This window comes from Nonomuraea phyllanthi (assembly GCF_006334985.2).
Lineage (GTDB): Bacteria > Actinomycetota > Actinomycetes > Streptosporangiales > Streptosporangiaceae > Nonomuraea > Nonomuraea phyllanthi.
This window is the reverse complement of record NZ_VDLX02000016.1, coordinates 26949-41651: the sequence shown is the minus strand read 5'-3', so window position 1 is coordinate 41651 and position 14703 is coordinate 26949. Positions and strand designations below refer to the sequence as shown.

The 14703-nt window shown below is 69.0% G+C and carries 20 protein-coding genes; 6 read left to right on the top strand and 14 right to left on the bottom strand.

The annotated features are described in order from the left end of the window. Positions 1 to 77: 77 nt before the first annotated feature. The 4 genes from FH608_RS35325 to FH608_RS35310 form a co-directional block, all read right to left on the bottom strand. Positions 78 to 452 carry a VOC family protein gene (locus FH608_RS35325; RefSeq protein ID WP_139634731.1) on the bottom strand — a complete coding sequence of 125 codons (375 nt, stop codon included), beginning with the start codon at positions 450 to 452 and terminating at the stop codon, positions 78 to 80. Positions 453 to 459: 7 nt separating this feature from the next. Beyond that, positions 460 to 837: a VOC family protein gene (locus FH608_RS35320; RefSeq protein ID WP_139634730.1), complete on the bottom strand. Its 378-nt coding sequence runs from the start codon at positions 835 to 837 to the stop codon at positions 460 to 462. A 167-nt stretch (positions 838 to 1004) separates the two neighbouring features. Further along, positions 1005 to 2132 carry a S1 family peptidase gene (locus FH608_RS35315; protein ID WP_139634729.1) on the bottom strand — a complete coding sequence of 376 codons (1128 nt, stop codon included), beginning with the start codon at positions 2130 to 2132 and terminating at the stop codon, positions 1005 to 1007. Positions 2133 to 2213: 81 nt separating this feature from the next. After that, positions 2214 to 3362: an MFS transporter gene (locus FH608_RS35310; RefSeq protein ID WP_139634728.1), complete on the bottom strand. Its 1149-nt coding sequence runs from the start codon at positions 3360 to 3362 to the stop codon at positions 2214 to 2216. 175 nt (positions 3363 to 3537) lie between these two features. On the opposite strand from FH608_RS35310, the gene FH608_RS35305 reads away from it, so the two are divergent. Next, positions 3538 to 4818 (top strand): TIGR04013 family B12-binding domain/radical SAM domain-containing protein, encoded by a 1281-nt coding sequence (locus tag FH608_RS35305; protein ID WP_226900180.1) that lies wholly within the window; start codon positions 3538 to 3540, stop codon positions 4816 to 4818. Positions 4819 to 4830: 12 nt separating this feature from the next. Here FH608_RS35305 and FH608_RS35300 read toward each other — a convergent pair whose 3' ends face one another. Together FH608_RS35300 and FH608_RS35295 are read right to left on the bottom strand one after the other, a co-directional pair. Then, positions 4831 to 5061, bottom strand: a complete 231-nt coding sequence (locus FH608_RS35300; RefSeq protein ID WP_139634726.1) for a VHS/ENTH/ANTH domain-containing protein — start codon at positions 5059 to 5061, stop codon at positions 4831 to 4833. Between the two features lie 44 nt (positions 5062 to 5105). Beyond that, positions 5106 to 5615 (bottom strand): VOC family protein, encoded by a 510-nt coding sequence (locus FH608_RS35295; protein ID WP_139634725.1) that lies wholly within the window; start codon positions 5613 to 5615, stop codon positions 5106 to 5108. A 179-nt stretch (positions 5616 to 5794) separates the two neighbouring features. On the opposite strand from FH608_RS35295, the gene FH608_RS35290 reads away from it, so the two are divergent. Both FH608_RS35290 and xylB read left to right on the top strand, forming a co-directional pair. After that, positions 5795 to 5983 (top strand): hypothetical protein, encoded by a 189-nt coding sequence (locus FH608_RS35290; RefSeq protein WP_139634724.1) that lies wholly within the window; start codon positions 5795 to 5797, stop codon positions 5981 to 5983. 175 nt (positions 5984 to 6158) lie between these two features. Continuing rightward, a complete protein-coding gene (gene xylB / locus FH608_RS35285; RefSeq protein ID WP_139634723.1) occupies positions 6159 to 7562 on the top strand; it encodes a xylulokinase in 1404 nt (467 codons plus the stop codon). 132 nt (positions 7563 to 7694) lie between these two features. Here the strand turns inward: xylB and FH608_RS35280 are convergent, their stop codons facing one another. The 3 genes from FH608_RS35280 to FH608_RS35270 all read right to left on the bottom strand — a co-directional run bounded on the left by FH608_RS35280 (position 7695) and on the right by FH608_RS35270 (position 10053). Then, positions 7695 to 8138 (bottom strand): GNAT family N-acetyltransferase, encoded by a 444-nt coding sequence (locus FH608_RS35280; protein WP_139634722.1) that lies wholly within the window; start codon positions 8136 to 8138, stop codon positions 7695 to 7697. Between the two features lie 93 nt (positions 8139 to 8231). Then, positions 8232 to 9203: an NAD(P)-dependent alcohol dehydrogenase gene (locus tag FH608_RS35275; protein ID WP_139634721.1), complete on the bottom strand. Its 972-nt coding sequence runs from the start codon at positions 9201 to 9203 to the stop codon at positions 8232 to 8234. 100 nt (positions 9204 to 9303) lie between these two features. Further along, the gene (locus FH608_RS35270; RefSeq protein ID WP_139634720.1) at positions 9304 to 10053 is read right to left on the bottom strand and encodes a hypothetical protein; all 750 of its coding nucleotides are present in this window, start codon (positions 10051 to 10053) and stop codon (positions 9304 to 9306) included. A gap of 108 nt (positions 10054 to 10161) precedes the next feature. Here FH608_RS35270 and FH608_RS35265 point away from each other — a divergent pair, with 108 nt between their 5' ends. Further along, on the top strand, positions 10162 to 10788 hold the full coding sequence (locus FH608_RS35265; protein ID WP_193318808.1) for a hypothetical protein: 627 nt from the start codon (positions 10162 to 10164) through the stop codon (positions 10786 to 10788). On the opposite strand, the gene FH608_RS35260 is transcribed toward FH608_RS35265, so the two are convergent. Next, entirely contained in the window at positions 10748 to 10942 is a 195-nt protein-coding gene (locus tag FH608_RS35260; RefSeq protein ID WP_139634718.1) for a hypothetical protein, read from the bottom strand. The two genes, FH608_RS35265 and FH608_RS35260, sit on opposite strands and share 41 nt — an antisense overlap. Before the next feature lie 102 nt (positions 10943 to 11044). Then, on the bottom strand, positions 11045 to 11536 hold the full coding sequence (locus tag FH608_RS35255) for a hypothetical protein (RefSeq protein WP_139634717.1): 492 nt from the start codon (positions 11534 to 11536) through the stop codon (positions 11045 to 11047). A gap of 249 nt (positions 11537 to 11785) precedes the next feature. Between FH608_RS35255 and FH608_RS35250 the strand changes: the two genes are divergently transcribed. Next, a complete protein-coding gene (locus FH608_RS35250) occupies positions 11786 to 12244 on the top strand; it encodes a cytidine/deoxycytidylate deaminase family protein (protein ID WP_139634716.1) in 459 nt (152 codons plus the stop codon). A 9-nt stretch (positions 12245 to 12253) separates the two neighbouring features. Here the strand turns inward: FH608_RS35250 and FH608_RS35245 are convergent, their stop codons facing one another. After that, positions 12254 to 12724 (bottom strand): pyridoxamine 5'-phosphate oxidase family protein, encoded by a 471-nt coding sequence (locus FH608_RS35245; RefSeq protein WP_139634715.1) that lies wholly within the window; start codon positions 12722 to 12724, stop codon positions 12254 to 12256. 399 nt (positions 12725 to 13123) lie between these two features. Here FH608_RS35245 and FH608_RS35240 point away from each other — a divergent pair, with 399 nt between their 5' ends. Next, positions 13124 to 13321, top strand: a complete 198-nt coding sequence (locus tag FH608_RS35240) for a hypothetical protein (protein ID WP_139634714.1) — start codon at positions 13124 to 13126, stop codon at positions 13319 to 13321. 136 nt (positions 13322 to 13457) lie between these two features. Here FH608_RS35240 and FH608_RS35235 read toward each other — a convergent pair whose 3' ends face one another. Together FH608_RS35235 and FH608_RS35230 are read right to left on the bottom strand one after the other, a co-directional pair. Next, the gene (locus FH608_RS35235; protein WP_139634713.1) at positions 13458 to 13928 is read right to left on the bottom strand and encodes a hypothetical protein; all 471 of its coding nucleotides are present in this window, start codon (positions 13926 to 13928) and stop codon (positions 13458 to 13460) included. Between the two features lie 22 nt (positions 13929 to 13950). Further along, complete coding sequence (locus tag FH608_RS35230; protein ID WP_139634712.1) at positions 13951 to 14139, bottom strand: hypothetical protein; 189 nt, start codon at positions 14137 to 14139, stop codon at positions 13951 to 13953. Positions 14140 to 14703 lie beyond the last annotated feature (564 nt).

Sequence of the window (14703 nt, the reverse complement as noted above, 5' to 3'; positions counted from 1 at the left end):
AGGTGCCTCTTCTCCTCCCCCGGGGTTTTCTCCTGGTTGTCACGGCTTCGCACGGTGAGCTCGTGGTGAGGACCCGCTCAGGAAGGTGACTCGATCACGGAGAGGACGTTGCCGGCCGGGTCGGTGAACCAGGCGATGGTCGGGCCCCAGCCGCGCATGATGCCCTTCTCGTCCGCCGGCATCCCGTCGTAGCGCTCGAAGCGCACCCCGCGCGCTGTCAGCTCGTCCACCGCCTTCTCGACGTCCTCGACCGGGAAGTTGAGGATCGTGAACGAGGCCGGCGCGTGGTCCTCCTTCGGATAGACGAGGATGTCGGTGCCGCCCGCGACGTGGAGGGTGAGCAGGCCGTTCTCCTCCGAGACGCGCAGCCCCAGCGTCTCGCCGTAGAAGCTCCTGGCCGCCTCGATGTCGTTCACCGAGAACCCGCTGAACGCCTTGGTGTCCTGGAACATGGTCGCCTCACATCCCCGCCGCATGGGCTTCGCTGAGCTGGATGATCTGCACGTAGTTGCCGTCGGGGTCGATCGCGGTGGCGAACAGGCTGCCCTCGCGGTCCTCCAGCGGCGCCGCCCACGACGCGCCCGCCTCCTCCATCCGGGAGGCCACGGCTCGGGCGTCGGCCACGTGGAAGTTCAGTATCGTCCTCCCGGGCTCCGGATTCTTGCCGCTCACGTCGTCCCGCGTGTCGATGAACAGGTAGAACTCGCCGAACTTGAGCACCCCGTACCCGTTGGCGTCCTGGTTCGCCTCCGGGTCGAGCGCGGTGACGTACCAGGCACGCAGACGCTCCGGGTCGGTGCTGGCGAGCAGCATGCCGCCGACGACGGTTCGCTCCATCGCGAACTCCTCACTGGTGGGTCGAAATCTCGTTCACCCGTGCAGACCAGACGGGCCGCGAAAACTCATCGGAGGAGCCGGGGCGAAATCGGAGCAGCCAGGCGAGAACGCGACCGCGCCGCGTGCCCGGGTCAGGTGGGGCACGCGGCGCGGGGATCTCGGCAGGCTCAACCCCTGGTGAGGGTGAGCCCGTACGCGCTCAAGATCTCGTTGACGGGCTGGTGGTACGTGGTGCCGCCGAAGGTGCAGTTGCCCGAGCCGCCCGAGGTCACGCCCTGGGCCTGGTTGCCCGAGATGAACGAGCCGCCCGAGTCGCCCGGCTCGGCGCACGCGCTCGTGCGCGTCAGGCCGGAGACCGTGCCCTGCGGGTAGGTGACCCTGGCGTTGTGCTGCTGGATGAGGCCGCAGCGCCAGCCCGTGGTCGAGCCGGAGCGGCAGATGGACGAGCCGACCGAGGCCTGCGTCGAGCCGCGGACGATCACCGTCGAGCCGCCCGAACCGCGTACCCAGGGCTGCGGGGTGTTGCCGGGGGCGGCGACCCAGGCGTAGTCGTTGCCCGGGAAGGACGAGCCCTGGAAGGTGCCCGTCGGGTTGGAGGTCCGGTTGCCGGCCCGGCCGCAGTGCCCGGCTGTGACGAAGCCGGGGGTGCTGCCCCTGGTGACGGCGAAGCCGACGCTGCACCGGCTGGAGCCGATGTAGTAGGGGGCGCCGCCGACGATGTCGATGAACGGCGTGGGCCGCTCGCCGGTCGCCGAGACGCTGACCGCGTCGCCGGCCACGCCCGCCGCCGTGGCGAGCGCCTGCGCGGCCTCCACCGTGGGCGCCTGGATGGCGACGGTGTTGGCCTTGACGTCGGCGTACCAGAGCGCGACCGCGGCCCTGGCGTGCTTCGGCGCCTGGTCGATCCGCTGGACGATCGCGTCGAGTTCCGCGAGCGAGCGCTTGACCACGACCGGCTGCGCGCCCTGCGACTCGATGGCGGCGGTGCTCCCGGGGTCGGTGGTGGCGACCAGGAGCTTGGAGGCGTCGTCGTTGAGCCAGGCGCCGCCGTACGAGCCGCCGAGCCGGCCGGCCAGCGCGGCCTCGGCGACGGCGGCGCGCTGCTCGTTGGCGAGCCGGGTGACGACCTGCTGTTCGGACAGGCCGAGGTCGCGTTCCATGGCGTCCACCACGGCGGGCGGCGGGGCCGGGGAGGCGGATTGAGGTGCCGGGTCAGCTGCTGCGGGGCTGGGGGGTGCGGCCAGGCAGGCGGCGAGGATGACGCCGCCCACCAGAGCCCGGCGTTTACTCGACATTGACACTCCTACGGTGGGGGTGCTGTCAAGTTAACGGCTGGTAAAAGCGGCGTCAGATCCCAATGCGCCCCTATTTCGGTGTTATGGGGCATCGCTCGGCGTCACGTGGCGGCGCGATCTCCGTCCCGCCACCGCCATGAGCAGGTACGGCAGCGCCAGGACCGCGAACGTCACGCCGTGCGACACGTGCGACGAGAGCAGCCCGTAAAGGGGGTAGACGGCCACCGTGACCAGGTTCGTGCCGAGACCCGCCAGCGACGTCACGGTGGCCCGGGCGTCGCCCGTGATGCGGTCCTGGAGCCGGGCGTCCGCCGTCACCTCGGCCAGCTGGAACGCCCCGAACGCCACCGCGATCAGCCCGAACCCGGCCGGGTGACCGCTGAGCGCCCCAGCGGCCAGGGCCACCGCTCCGAGCACGACCAGCGGCCCGTACGCGGACACCACGCCCGACAGCAGCCCGCCCGCCGTGGTGCCGATCCAGACCACGAGGTACAGCAGCGGGATGGCGGTCTTGGCCACGCCGGTCTCGATCGCCAGATAGGGCACGTACTCCTCCAGCGCGCCCCAGATCGCCGGCACGAGCGCGACCAGCAGCAGGGCGCGCAGCACCCCGGGATCCGAGCGCGCCTCGGCGACGCCCGACCTCAGGATCGCCAGATATTTCTCTTCGGCGCCCGAGCGCGCCGCTCTGTGCTCGGGCAGCGTCAGCGCCACACCGGCGCACAGGACGCAGGCCAGCACGCTGGCCGCCCCCACGGCGGGGTAGCCGCCGCCCGCGAAGACGGGCATGGCCGCGCCCATCGCCAGCGCGTTCGCGACCAGGCCAGCGGAGGTGGCCCGGCCCATGACCGCGGCGTAGCGGCCCGACTGGCCCTTGCGCGACAGCTCCTCGTACGACAGAGCCTCGAAGGACCCTGAGACGAGCGCGCCCTGCGTGCCCCACAGCACGAACCCGAGCGCGAACGCCCAGTAGGACGGGAACAGGACCCACAGCGCGTAGCCGAGCCCGGCCAGCAGCGGGCCGAGGCAGAGCAGCAGGCGTCTGGACACCCGGTCCGCCAGGGCGCCCGACGGGACCTCCAGCACCATGCCCGTCACCGACCAGATGACGAACAGGGACGAGGTCTCAGCGATCGACAACCCGGCATCGGCGAACAGCAGCGCGTAAACCGGGTAGAGCAGGATGAATTCGCCTAAGAACGAGTAGGCGTAAAGCTTCGGAATGAGCATAAGGCCTTCCAGGGGAACGAGCAGGGACTCCGAGTGCCTGTGGCCTCGGAGGCCCGCGCGCCCCGCGCCGGCCCCTGGTTATTCATCAATGTCGCCAGGTCATGCCGAGGAGTCTAGCCACTCGAGCGCTTCGGCGCGGGCCCGGCACGGACGGCGCTGAGCTACGCTGCGGGGCGTGGCGCTGGCTGTGAGTGTGGTGGTCCGATACCGCAAGGCGGTGACGTACGGCGTGCACGCGCTGCTCGCCGCCCTGGAGACCTCAGGGGTCGAGCACGAGCTGCGGCTGGGCACCACCCCCGAGGAGACCGCCGGGCACATCACGGCCTGCCGGGCCGACCGGGTGCTCGTGCTGTGGTCGTTCTACTCGCCGGACGCCGAGGCCATGGCGGCCGAGCTGGCCACGGTCCGGTCGCTGAGCGGCGGCCGCGGGCTGCACATCGCGGGCGGCGTGCACGCCACGGCCGAGCCGCAGCAGGTCATCGACGCGGGCTGGGACCTGGCGGGCATCGGCGAGGGCGAGTCCACGATCGTCTCCCTCGTACGGGCGCTCCAGCGGGACGAGCCGCTCACCTCCGTGCCAGGACTGGCGATCAAGGACGGCGACGGCGTCGCGCTGCGCACCAGACCGGCGCCGCAGCTGCCGCTCGACGCGTTCCCCTCGTTCGTGCACAGGAACGGGCCGATCGAGATCACCCGCGGCTGCCGTTACACCTGCCGCTTCTGCCAGACCCCCTTCATGTTCGGAGGGCAGTTCCGGCACCGCTCGGTCGCGAGCGTCCGCGAGCACGTGCGCGAGATGGCCGCCAGGGGCCTGCGCGACGTGCGGTTCATCACGCCCACCTCGCTCTCGTACGGCTCCCCTGGCCCCGATCCCGATCTTGACAAGGTGGAGGAGCTGCTGGCCGGGGTCAAGGAGGAGCTGCCGGCGAACGGCCGGGTGTTCTTCGGGAGCTTCCCCTCGGAGGTGCGTCCGGAGCACGTCACCCCTGAGGCCATGCGGCTGCTCAGGCGGTACGTCGCCAACGACAACCTGATCATCGGCGCCCAGTCCGGCTCCGACCGGGTCCTGGCCGCCTCCGGGCGCGGCCACGACACCTCTCCCGTGCGCGACGCGGTCAGGATCGCGGTCGAGCACGGCTTCCGGCCGAACGTCGACTTCATCTTCGGCATGCCCGGCGAGGGCGAGGAGGACCAGGCGCAGTCGCTGAAGCTCGCCTCGGACCTTGCCGAGCTGGGCGCCCGCATCCACACCCACACGTTCATGCCGCTGCCCGGCACGCCGTGGCGGGACGCCGAGCCCGCGTTCATCCCGCTGACGACCAGGAGCGAGCTGGACCGGCTCGCGCAGCGCGGCGACGCCTACGGGCACTGGCGCAGGCAGGAGGAGCACGCCGCCCGGCTGGCCGAGACGGCCAAGGCCTACCCGCGGCGGACCCGGCGGCGCCGCACCGGCTGACCGGCCTGTGGGCTAGTCGTCCTCGTCGAAGGTGTGCAGCACCCGCTCGAACGCGTCGCTCACGGGCCGCAACGCATGCGCGAACGCGTTGACCAATGGACCGAAGATCTCCGTCATCTCGGTCATGAAATCCGGGCCCTTGTTCTCGGGAGGCGCCCAGCGCATGGCGTCCGCGCTCAGCGTCTCCCACTCGTCGACGACGCCGTCGATGGCGTCGAGCACGTGATCAGGATCGCTTGGCATGACCGTTCTCCGTGGAAGAAGAGCCGTATATGACCCACGGTACTTCAGACCGGGACAGAGACCCCTACCCCGCCACGGGTGCTCCCGCCGTACCGCTCCTTGTCGGCGCGCAGGTCGAGCGGGCGGATCGTGGAGCGCGCGGCCAGGGCCTCGTCGGTGAGCAGCGCGGCCGGCACCAGCCAGGACACCTCGAACTCCAGCCCGTCGGGGTCCTTCGCGTACAGCGCCTTCGTCGTGCCGTGGTCGGACGCGCCCACCAGCGCGCCCAGCTCGCTCAGCCTGGCCTCCGTCCGCTCCAGCTCGTCGAGCGTGTCGACCTCCCACGCCAGGTGGTAGAGGCCGACGGAGGTGCGCCCGGCCGGGGAGGCGTCGGCGTCCGGGCCGATCTGGAACAGGCCCAGGTCGTGGTCGTTCGTGGAGCCGGGGGCCTGCAGGAAGGCCGCGCCCCGCATGCCCATCACGACCTCGAACCCGAGGGCCTCGCGGTAAAAGGCGACGCTGCGTTCCACGTCACGGACGTAAAGGACCGCATGGTTGAGCCGCTGGACAGGCATGGTTCTTCCCCTTCCGCTCCAGCTGAGTATATGAGTGTTCAACCAGATTGGACCGTGACAATACCGGCGCCTGGAGGGCGGGCCGGCGTGGGCGGGAGGGAACACGCGGGACGGGGGAGCGAGAAAACTGTCGTGCGGAGGCCGTAGGTTTCTCCGGGTACCCGACGAAGGAGAGGTCGATGCACGACAGCGAAGAGGCGCTGTTCAGGGCGGTCCACGGGATCGCCGGGCGGTTCGCCGGCCAGCCCGTGCCCGTGGTGATGGAGGCGCTGCTGCGCCACCTGCCCAAGGCCCCCGGCCTCGAGGTGACGGAGATCCGCAAGATCGCCGAGGAGATCAGCGTCGGCCGGGATCCTTCGGGTTTGTGAACCGCTGATCGGGGGAGATTCGTCCGGCGAACCCCGCCACGAGATTCGGGAAAGCGCTCACCGCGCAGCCTGACTGCCTGGCAGCCTGGGCACATTCGACGGCCACAGCTACCATTTGACTGCCGTTCGTCGCATTTGAGCCAGTTCGCGCTGGACACGTGTTAGGAGTTCGTGGGTGACGCTGGTCGCTGGGGTCGATTCTTCGACGCAGAGTTGCAAGGTCGTCATTCGTGACGCTGAGACGGGCGCGCTGGTGCGGCAGGGCCGCGCGCCGCATCCCGACGGCACGGAGGTGCATCCCTCCCACTGGTGGGCCGCGCTGCTGCGGGCCATCGAGGAGGCCGGCGGGCTGGACGGCGTGGCGGCCATCAGCGTGGCGGGGCAGCAGCACGGCATGGTCTGCCTGGACGAGTCCGGAAATGTCGTACGCAATGCCCTGCTGTGGAACGACACCCGTTCCGCCCAGGCCGCCACCGACCTCGTCGCGGAACTGGGCGGCCCGCAGACGTGGGCGACCGCGGTCGGCTCGGTGCCGGTCGCCTCGTTCACCGTCACCAAGCTGCGCTGGCTGGCCGAGCACGAGCCCGCCAACGCCGCCCGTACGGCGGCCGTCTGCCTGCCGCACGACTGGCTCACCTGGCGCCTGCGCGGCGCGCTCGCCTCGGGCGACTTCACCGCCGACGCCCCGCCGCCCCCGCTCGACCGGCTCACCACGGACCGCGGCGACGCGTCGGGCACGGGCTACTGGTCGCCGGCGACGGGCACGTACCGTACGGATCTGCTGAAAGCTGCCTTCGGCGCGATCCCGCTCCTCCCCCGCGTCCTCGGACCGGCGGACGTCGCGTTCGACGGCGGCGGCGTGCTGATCGCGCCCGGGACGGGCGACAACATGGCCGCCGCCCTGGGCGTGGGCGCCCGCCCCGGTGACGTGGTGGTGTCGCTCGGCACGTCCGGCACCGTGTTCGCGGTCGCGGAGACGCCGAGCGCCGACCCCACGGGCGCGGTGGCCGGGTTCGCCGACGCGACGGGGCGCTTCCTGCCGCTGGTGTGCACGCTCAACGCGGCCCGCGTCATGGACGCCGCCGCCCGCATCGTCGGGAAGAGCCTCGACGAGCTGAGCGACCTGGCGCTCCAGGCGCCGCCGGGTGCGGGCGGGCTGACGCTGGTGCCGTACCTCGAGGGCGAGCGCACCCCCAACCGCCCCACCGCCACCGGCTCCGTCCACGGGCTGACCCTGGCCACCTCGACCCCCGCCCACCTGGCGCGCGCGGCCATCGAGGGCATGCTGTGCGGCCTCGCCGACGCCCTGGACGCGCTGGGCACCAGGCCGGAGCGCGTGCTGCTGATCGGCGGCGCGGCCCGCTCCGAGGCGGTCCGCCGGATCGCCCCCACGATCTTCGGCGCCCCGATCACCGTGCCGCCGCCGGCCGAGTACGTCGCCGACGGCGCCGCCCACCAGGCCGCGACGCTGGTCACGACGCCGGACTGGCGGTCGGAGGAGACGGAGACGTACGACGGGGAGGCCATCCCGGAGATCCGCCACCGCTACACCCGCGCCACCACCCACATCCTCGACTGACGGTCATCACGGCGGCGGTCTCGTCGATCGCCGCCGCCACGCTCGTCGTACGAGCACCCCTCAGGCAGCTCGTACGAGCACCCCCTGGGCAGGTCGTACGAACACCCATCAGGCAGGTCGTACGAGCAACCATCAGGCAGGCGAGGAACCCCCGATCCTCAGCCCGAAGGCGGACAACTTCTGCTCGTGGTGCTCGATCAGCCCCATGCGCCGGTAGAAGGCGTGGCTGGCGGCCCCCTCGGCCGTGGACTCGTGGTCGGTGGTCAGGATGAAGTGGCGGCAGTGCGCGTAGCGCTCCATCAGATGCTCCAGCAGCCGCCGCCCGATCCCCTGCCCGTGGAAGGCGCTGTTGACGAGCAGTTCCTGTACGTAGCAGACCATTTCATCGTCGGACACCGTCCGCGCGAGCCCGAGCAACTTGCCCGACTCGTCCCTGGCGGTGATGACGAGATGCGAGTTGACCATGCTCCGCTTGAGCTTGGCGATGTCCCGCGTGAACGCTTCCCAGCCGACGGAGTCGTAAAGCTCGAAGATCTCGGCCTCGTCGAACACGCTCTCCGGGGAGACGACCACCACTTATAGGGCTCCAGACTTCCGATTGCCGATGATGCGCCCGATCCTACGACGGGCCACCGACACGTACGGGCGGCGCCTCCAGGGGCCGGGGCATCAGCTCGACGGCACGACCTCGATGACCACGTTGCCGACCTTCTTCCCGGTCTCGACATAGCGGTAGGCGTCGACGATCCGGTCCAGCGGGTAGCGCCGGTCGATGACCGGCCTGAACTGGCCGGACTCGATCAGCTCGCGCAGGTGCCACATCATCTCCCGGTCGCCGCCCGGGAAGGGGAACTTCACCCTCCTGCCGCCGAACAACGGCGTGACCAGCGGCAGGACCAGGTTCTGGCACCAGGGCCCCAGCTCGGAGGACAGGTAGGCCCCGCCGGGTTTCAATAATCGCCTGCAGCGGCCGAACGTGCTCTTGCCCACCGCGTCGAACACCGCGTCGTAGGTCTGCGCGTCCCTCGTGAAGTCCTGCGCGGTGTAGTCGACGACCCGATCGGCGCCCAGCCCCCGCACCAGTTCCAGATTCGGCGTGTCACAGACGGCGGTCACCGTGACGCCGAGGCCCTTCAGCAGTTGCACCGCCGCCGAGCCGATGGCACCCGTCGCCCCATGGACGAGGACCTCCTGCCCGGCCCGGGCCCCGGCCGTCCTGATGAACGCGAGCGCGTAGTGCGACCCCTCGGTGCCGGGAGCGGCCTCGGCGAAGGTCACGTTCGCCGGCATGGTCGCGATCATGCCGTCCTCGGGAACCGACAGGTACTCGGCGTGCGTGCCGAACGGGCCCTCGTTGTACCCGAACACCCGGTCCCCCACGGCGAACGATGTGACGCCGCCGCCGACCGCCTCCACCACTCCCGCGAACTCGGTCCCGAGTATCGCGCGCCGCGGCCGGGCAAGGCCGGTGGCCGCCCGCACGAAGAAGGGCCTGGCCGCCCGGTACGCACAGTCCGTCCGGTTCACGGTCGTCGCATGCACCCTGACCAGGACGTCCTTGTCCCCGACCGAGGGCTCATCAACCTCGGCGATCCGCACCACGTCCGGCGGGCCGTACCGAGAATGAACCGCTGCCTTCATGAACGAAATCTACCGAACCGAAACGCCGGCACAAGAGCCTGTTTTTACCGCCGTCGCGCACGGTACGCCCCGACGGCGGACATCCCGACGGGGGCCTCGTTCAGCCGGACGAGTTGCCGGTCACGGTCTTGGGGTCGGGCGCCTTGACCGACACCTTGCTGCCCCATCCGGTGTAGCGGGTGTCGACCTCGATGATGTCGCCCTCGAAGTCGGCGTACTCGTTCTTGGTGCCCTCGGCGCGGAACGAGCTCGACAGCTTGCTCACCAGGCCGGCCGACGTCAGCGTCAGCGTGTAGGAGACCTCGGTGTCACCGGCCCAGTCGCTGAGGTCGGAGCCGGAGAACCACGGCGAGACCTTGTCCAGATCCTTGAAAGTGATCTTGCCGGTGACCTTGCTCCCCGCCTTCGTGCCCTTGGCGAGCAGCGCCGACAGCGTCGCGGGCTCGGCGGGGTTCAGGACCTGGGCGTACAGGAAGGGCATCGCGCCGCCGCCCTCGAACCTGAACCAGGTCTTGCCCTTGGGCAGGAAATCGGCCACGTATTCGCCGGAGTAGTACGTGTTCCTGCCGATGGAGATCGCGCGGTCCTTGGCGTCGTCATACGCGATGCTCGCGATGTCGTAGCCGACCGGCCCCTTCTTGCCGAACTGGAACACGCCCTTGTTGGTGTACGCCTGAAGGGTGTCGAGGCCGTCGGACCAGTTGGCCGTCTCGGTGAAGCGCACGCCGTGCCCGGCGACCATTTCGGCCTTCAGCGCGCGTACGGGATCCTTGGCAGCGGCCTGCGCGGGCGCGGCGGCCACCAGAAGGGCGCCGGATACCGTTAACAGAACGGTGATCGTCTTTTTCACAATGAGTGATCATGCCGCATTCGCCGCCACTTCCGAAACGCATCTGACGCGGCCGCGCGGATTCGTACGGCTCAGAAGCCTGACGCGCGCACGCGCCCGATGGATACGTTGACCCGCATGGGCGACAGAACACGACCGCTGGACCGTACAGAAGTATCGACGGCATTAGCCACGGCACTCGACGCACTCGCGGCCGCGGCCCCCGCCACGGCGTATCGCGTGTGCGGCACAAGCGCCGCACTCCTGCAAGGCGTCCCGCTCCCCGCCGGGGACATCGACATCTTGCTCTCCGGCCGAAAGGACGTGGACACCTTCGCCGCGGCGCTCTCGTCGTACCCCTGCCTCTATACCGCCTCCTGGCTCCCCGCGTCCTCGCAGTACTTCGCCAGGTTCGAGGTGAACGGGGTCGACGTGGAGCTCAGCACGGTCGAACGCCAAGCTGATACGGACGCCATGGAATGCGTGGGCAGCGGGCCATGGCAGCACCACGTCCTGATCGCCTGCGGCTCTCACCAGGTGCCGGTGGTACGCCTGGAACTCCGGCTGGCCACCGAACTCCTGCGGGACCGGGCCGATCGCTATGACCCGCTCCTCGACCACATGAGCACGCACGGATTCGATCCCGATCTGCTGCACCGGGCGATGAATGCCCACCGCATTCCTGCCCACCGCCTGCGCCTGGTGCAGGACCGCCTCAGCGTCCGAACCGACTGGTGCGTTCATCCCGGATCCTGAGGTCCTCACCGGAGCTCTGTTCGCGACCACGTAGCAGCGTCACGGCAAGCCAGATGAGCGTGGGGAGGAGAATCAGCAGGACCATGACGCAGGTCGCCAGGAAAAGGGCCTCATCGCTCGACGACGAGGAGATGAAAGCGTCATCGCTGTCCACGCAGCGAGCATATCGGGGGTGGGCCCAGCATCTTGAGCACGACCGCGCACGCCTGCCCGGTCGAAACGATAGACCTTTCACCCCGGAACGCCCGGCGCGCATTCACCCCGGAGTCGGAGTGTCCCCACCGGAGGCTTGTTCGCTCGTGGTCACGCCATAGAGGTGCTGACGCACCGTGAGGTCATTCTCCAAGATGTGGTCGATGGTCTCCCAGTAATCCGAGAGCCATGGGTGTGCGAGGGCTTCGTCCCGGGTCAGCTTGCGCCCGTAGAACGGTTCGTCGGGCGCGACGGCCGCACCGGTCACCAAGCTGCACGCCGGGACGGGTGAATTCTCGACAGGTCCCACTCGGCATCCGAACGTGACCCGATTCGCACCGGGACGGCTGACCGGGTCGTCAGGCACCCAGGCATCATCGATGATGACGTCGATCCATGCCTCGTGAATTCCGTCATGGTGATAGCAGGAGGCGTAATAGATCGCGTAAGCCCCGTCGTCGTTGTTGACGAAGCCTGTGACGCGTTCAAAGGGAGTTCGGCAGCAGTCGCAGGTGCCGGTTTTGATATCTCTATCCGGATCGATTCGGAGTCTCACGCTCGCATTATGGGGGCTCTGGCGGCGGCGTGGCCCACGCTTAACGGGTCAAAGAGGTACGGCGAGGTAAGCGTACTCACCGCCTTGATCCCTCCCGCCGCGGAGGAACCCGCTCCATCTCGTCGTCGACGGCCGACACTATGATGCCGACGGCACCAGGTCAGTGGTGACCTGGTGGCGGACCCAGATGGTGCCGCTGTCCGCGCAGAGCGTGAATGTCGCCGCCCGACACCGTATGGAGCCGGAAAGATGACCACAGAGATCAACCACGTCGACCACGAACTGATCCGGGCCGCAGCGCATGTCGCGGCCACACGCTGCCGGGGCGACAACCACACCATGGCAGCCGCGGCGCGCGACCAGGACGGCCGGATCATCACGGCGGTGAACGCGTACCACTTCACCGGCGGCCCCTGCGCGGAGCTCGTCCTCATCGGCACGGCCGCCGCACAGGGCGCCTACGACCTGGACACCATCGTCGCCGTGGGCGACCGCGACCGGGGTGTCGTGCCCCCTTGCGGCCGCTGCCGCCAGGTCCTGCTCGACTACTTCCCAGCCCTCAAGGTCATCGTCGGCACACGTGACGGACTCCGCACCGTCCCCATCACCCACCTGCTCCCCGAAAGCTACGTCTGGGCCGACCACCAGCTCGATACCGAGGTGAACGGAGCTGACGCCCCAGACCATTACCAGCCGAAGCTTGCCTGACCTTCCCCCTCATCGGCTGGACGACCACAAGCCTTCCCGCCGCTCGGCAACGGCAGGTACCAGCCCGTAGGGGTCGGGGTGGATCTCGCGGGAGAAGTCCATGAGTTCAACCCTGTGCGGACGCAACCGAATCAGCACGAAGTCATCTCCGGTCGGGCCGTCCGGAAAGAACGCCTCCAATCCGTCCTGCCACCGAGCAACCCGCTCCGACTTGTCGTCGACCAGGTCGGCCTCGGCATTCAGGCACAGGTAGGCGAAGGCGGCCCTGTCTTCGACCGCGTACGACACCATCCGATGACGGGAGATCTCGGTGGCCTTACGAGACGCCGGGCTCGTCCCGATCCACACCGTTCCGTCGGCATCGACACCGACATGCTGAACGAGCCGAGTATGCGGCTGCCCGTCGTCCACCGTGGTCAAGAACCCATACGGGTTGGCACGCAAGACCTCCAACGCCACATCGAACAACTCACCGGACACCGCTCACCACTCCCCTGGAAATCAGGCACTTCAGGAGCCATCCTTCACGACACCGACGCGCTGGACGACGAGGGGGCACCCCTGATGATCCGCACAACGGCCGGCCGCCGGCCGCATCTCCTGCATGTCGATCATGTGGTGCTGCCTCCGAAGCACCTGCAGGCGGAGTCGTAGCGTGGGCACCGATCCGGACAGTCCATCCAGATCCGTTGCCCTTCGGCGGTCACGGTTCGGCTGACCCCAGGACACCCACCGAAGTAGGCCTCCCACAGGCGGCGATCGCCGAACTCGTACACCACAGGCTCGTCGTCCGACCGGGTCACGACCGCAGCCCACCGCCCAGGTTCCTTCGGATCCACCACGTACAGCACGGGCAGGTTGTCCCCCTCGGGGATGCGGATGCGCAGATCGGTGAGCGCCGCCATGGCCAGGCCCGCACCCGGTGGCGCGGACGCGATGGTGCGGGGGTCGATCCGCGTCATGGAACGCCGACCGCTGCCGTCGTCGACCGCGACCGGGGACGCCGCCACGCTGACCGCGCCCGCCCGGGCCGGCTCGATCCACGCGTACGGGACACAGGCGCAGGATCTTTGGTAGCTGCTCGGTTCACCATCCGAACTCCCTACGGCTTTACGGCGCCTGACCGTTCCCGCCGTGAGGACCTCTCTGAGCTGGTGCGCGGCATGCTCACAAAGCCGATACCGCCGTGATCACCGCATGCACGTCGCACGTGTCATGGGAGCTGCGGCCAGAGGTCCAGCCAGCGATCGATCCGCGTCCTCAACGGCTCCTCCGCCACCCGATCGGTGATCACCTTCATGGGGGCAAGCAATATCTTGCAGGTACGCAAGGCCAAGATCTCATCCCGAGAACGTCTCTGCCAGTCCACCGCCCAGCCGGCCGCCTGCTTCCGGCTCAACGGCAATGCCTCCAGGACATCCGAGGCCAGTCGATCCGGATCCCACAGCGGGTCATCGCCGGGGCCGAGAGCGACGATGAGCAACGCTCGAAGCCTGAAACGGCTCGCGTCCGCGTACCGCGTGGAATAGCCGGCCTGCTCGGCTCCGTCGAGGGCCGCGAAGGCGACCCTGGCCCAGATCCGCCGCGTCTCCCCCTGATCAGAATCCTGCGCGTACAGCAGATTGTGCTGCCACGCAGCCAGCCACGAGTTGATGCAATCGGCACCGAACTCGGAACTTTCCATACCGATCATCATCGCCTTGCAGCTACCGCTTCTCAGCCCTATAGCGCTTGAGGAGCGCCGTGATTCTGTCGTAGTCACGTGCCCCGTTCAGCTCGACGAGCAGCTCGTCAGGGCACAACTCGTAGAAGTCGCCCCACCAACGGCGCACCTTGTTGTCCCAGATCCGGTAGCCGCCGGGCACGCCTCTGGCGACATAGCGTCTCCTGCCCATGGTTCGTCACCGTGCCATCCGCCAGTTCGGCGGGCAAGTGCGATGATCAGCCACGTTGCACGGCGGGCCATGGCCGAGGAACGAAACCCTGGACCTCCCGAATCTCTGGTGTTCGAATCCGTCCGGCACAGTTCATGATTGTGAGTCGGCGGCAGTGGTCCGGTGTCTGCTTTGATCACGGTCATGGAACCAGAAGCGGCGCGCTATGGGCCGATGACTCCGGCGCACCTGGCAGTAGAGCATGGCGACCTGAGGGAGCTGACCCGATTGCTCGACGCCGGTACCGACCCAAATGAGGTGGGCTCCAACATGACACTGCTCCTGCATGCGATCGACGTGGAGGCGGACGGAGCAGCCCAGACCGGAGAGCCGCTCGATGCTGCATGCACCGCCGTGCTCCTGGCATATGGGGCGGATCCTGAACGCCCGGGCCCCGATGGGGACATCCCGCTGCTCTTCGCCTTCCGCTACCGTCATGGGCTGGCTGTTCGGCTACTTGAGGCTCACATCGCCCGCCGTCACGGTGGCAGCGCGCCCGCCCCCTGTCCTGAGCTCCCTCCAGCA

Coding starts and splice junctions, on each gene's coding strand:
- FH608_RS35325 (WP_139634731.1), bottom strand. CDS start 452: ATGTTCCAGGACACCAAGGCGTTCAGCGGGTTCTCGGTGAACGACATC.
- FH608_RS35320 (WP_139634730.1), bottom strand. CDS start 837: ATGGAGCGAACCGTCGTCGGCGGCATGCTGCTCGCCAGCACCGACCCG.
- FH608_RS35315 (WP_139634729.1), bottom strand. CDS start 2,132: ATGTCGAGTAAACGCCGGGCTCTGGTGGGCGGCGTCATCCTCGCCGCC.
- FH608_RS35310 (WP_139634728.1), bottom strand. CDS start 3,362: ATGCTCATTCCGAAGCTTTACGCCTACTCGTTCTTAGGCGAATTCATC.
- FH608_RS35300 (WP_139634726.1), bottom strand. CDS start 5,061: ATGCCAAGCGATCCTGATCACGTGCTCGACGCCATCGACGGCGTCGTC.
- FH608_RS35295 (WP_139634725.1), bottom strand. CDS start 5,615: ATGCCTGTCCAGCGGCTCAACCATGCGGTCCTTTACGTCCGTGACGTG.
- FH608_RS35290 (WP_139634724.1), top strand. CDS start 5,795: ATGCACGACAGCGAAGAGGCGCTGTTCAGGGCGGTCCACGGGATCGCC.
- FH608_RS35275 (WP_139634721.1), bottom strand. CDS start 9,203: ATGAAGGCAGCGGTTCATTCTCGGTACGGCCCGCCGGACGTGGTGCGG.
- FH608_RS35250 (WP_139634716.1), top strand. CDS start 11,786: ATGACCACAGAGATCAACCACGTCGACCACGAACTGATCCGGGCCGCA.
- FH608_RS35240 (WP_139634714.1), top strand. CDS start 13,124: ATGCGCAGATCGGTGAGCGCCGCCATGGCCAGGCCCGCACCCGGTGGC.
- FH608_RS35235 (WP_139634713.1), bottom strand. CDS start 13,928: ATGGAAAGTTCCGAGTTCGGTGCCGATTGCATCAACTCGTGGCTGGCT.
- FH608_RS35230 (WP_139634712.1), bottom strand. CDS start 14,139: ATGGGCAGGAGACGCTATGTCGCCAGAGGCGTGCCCGGCGGCTACCGG.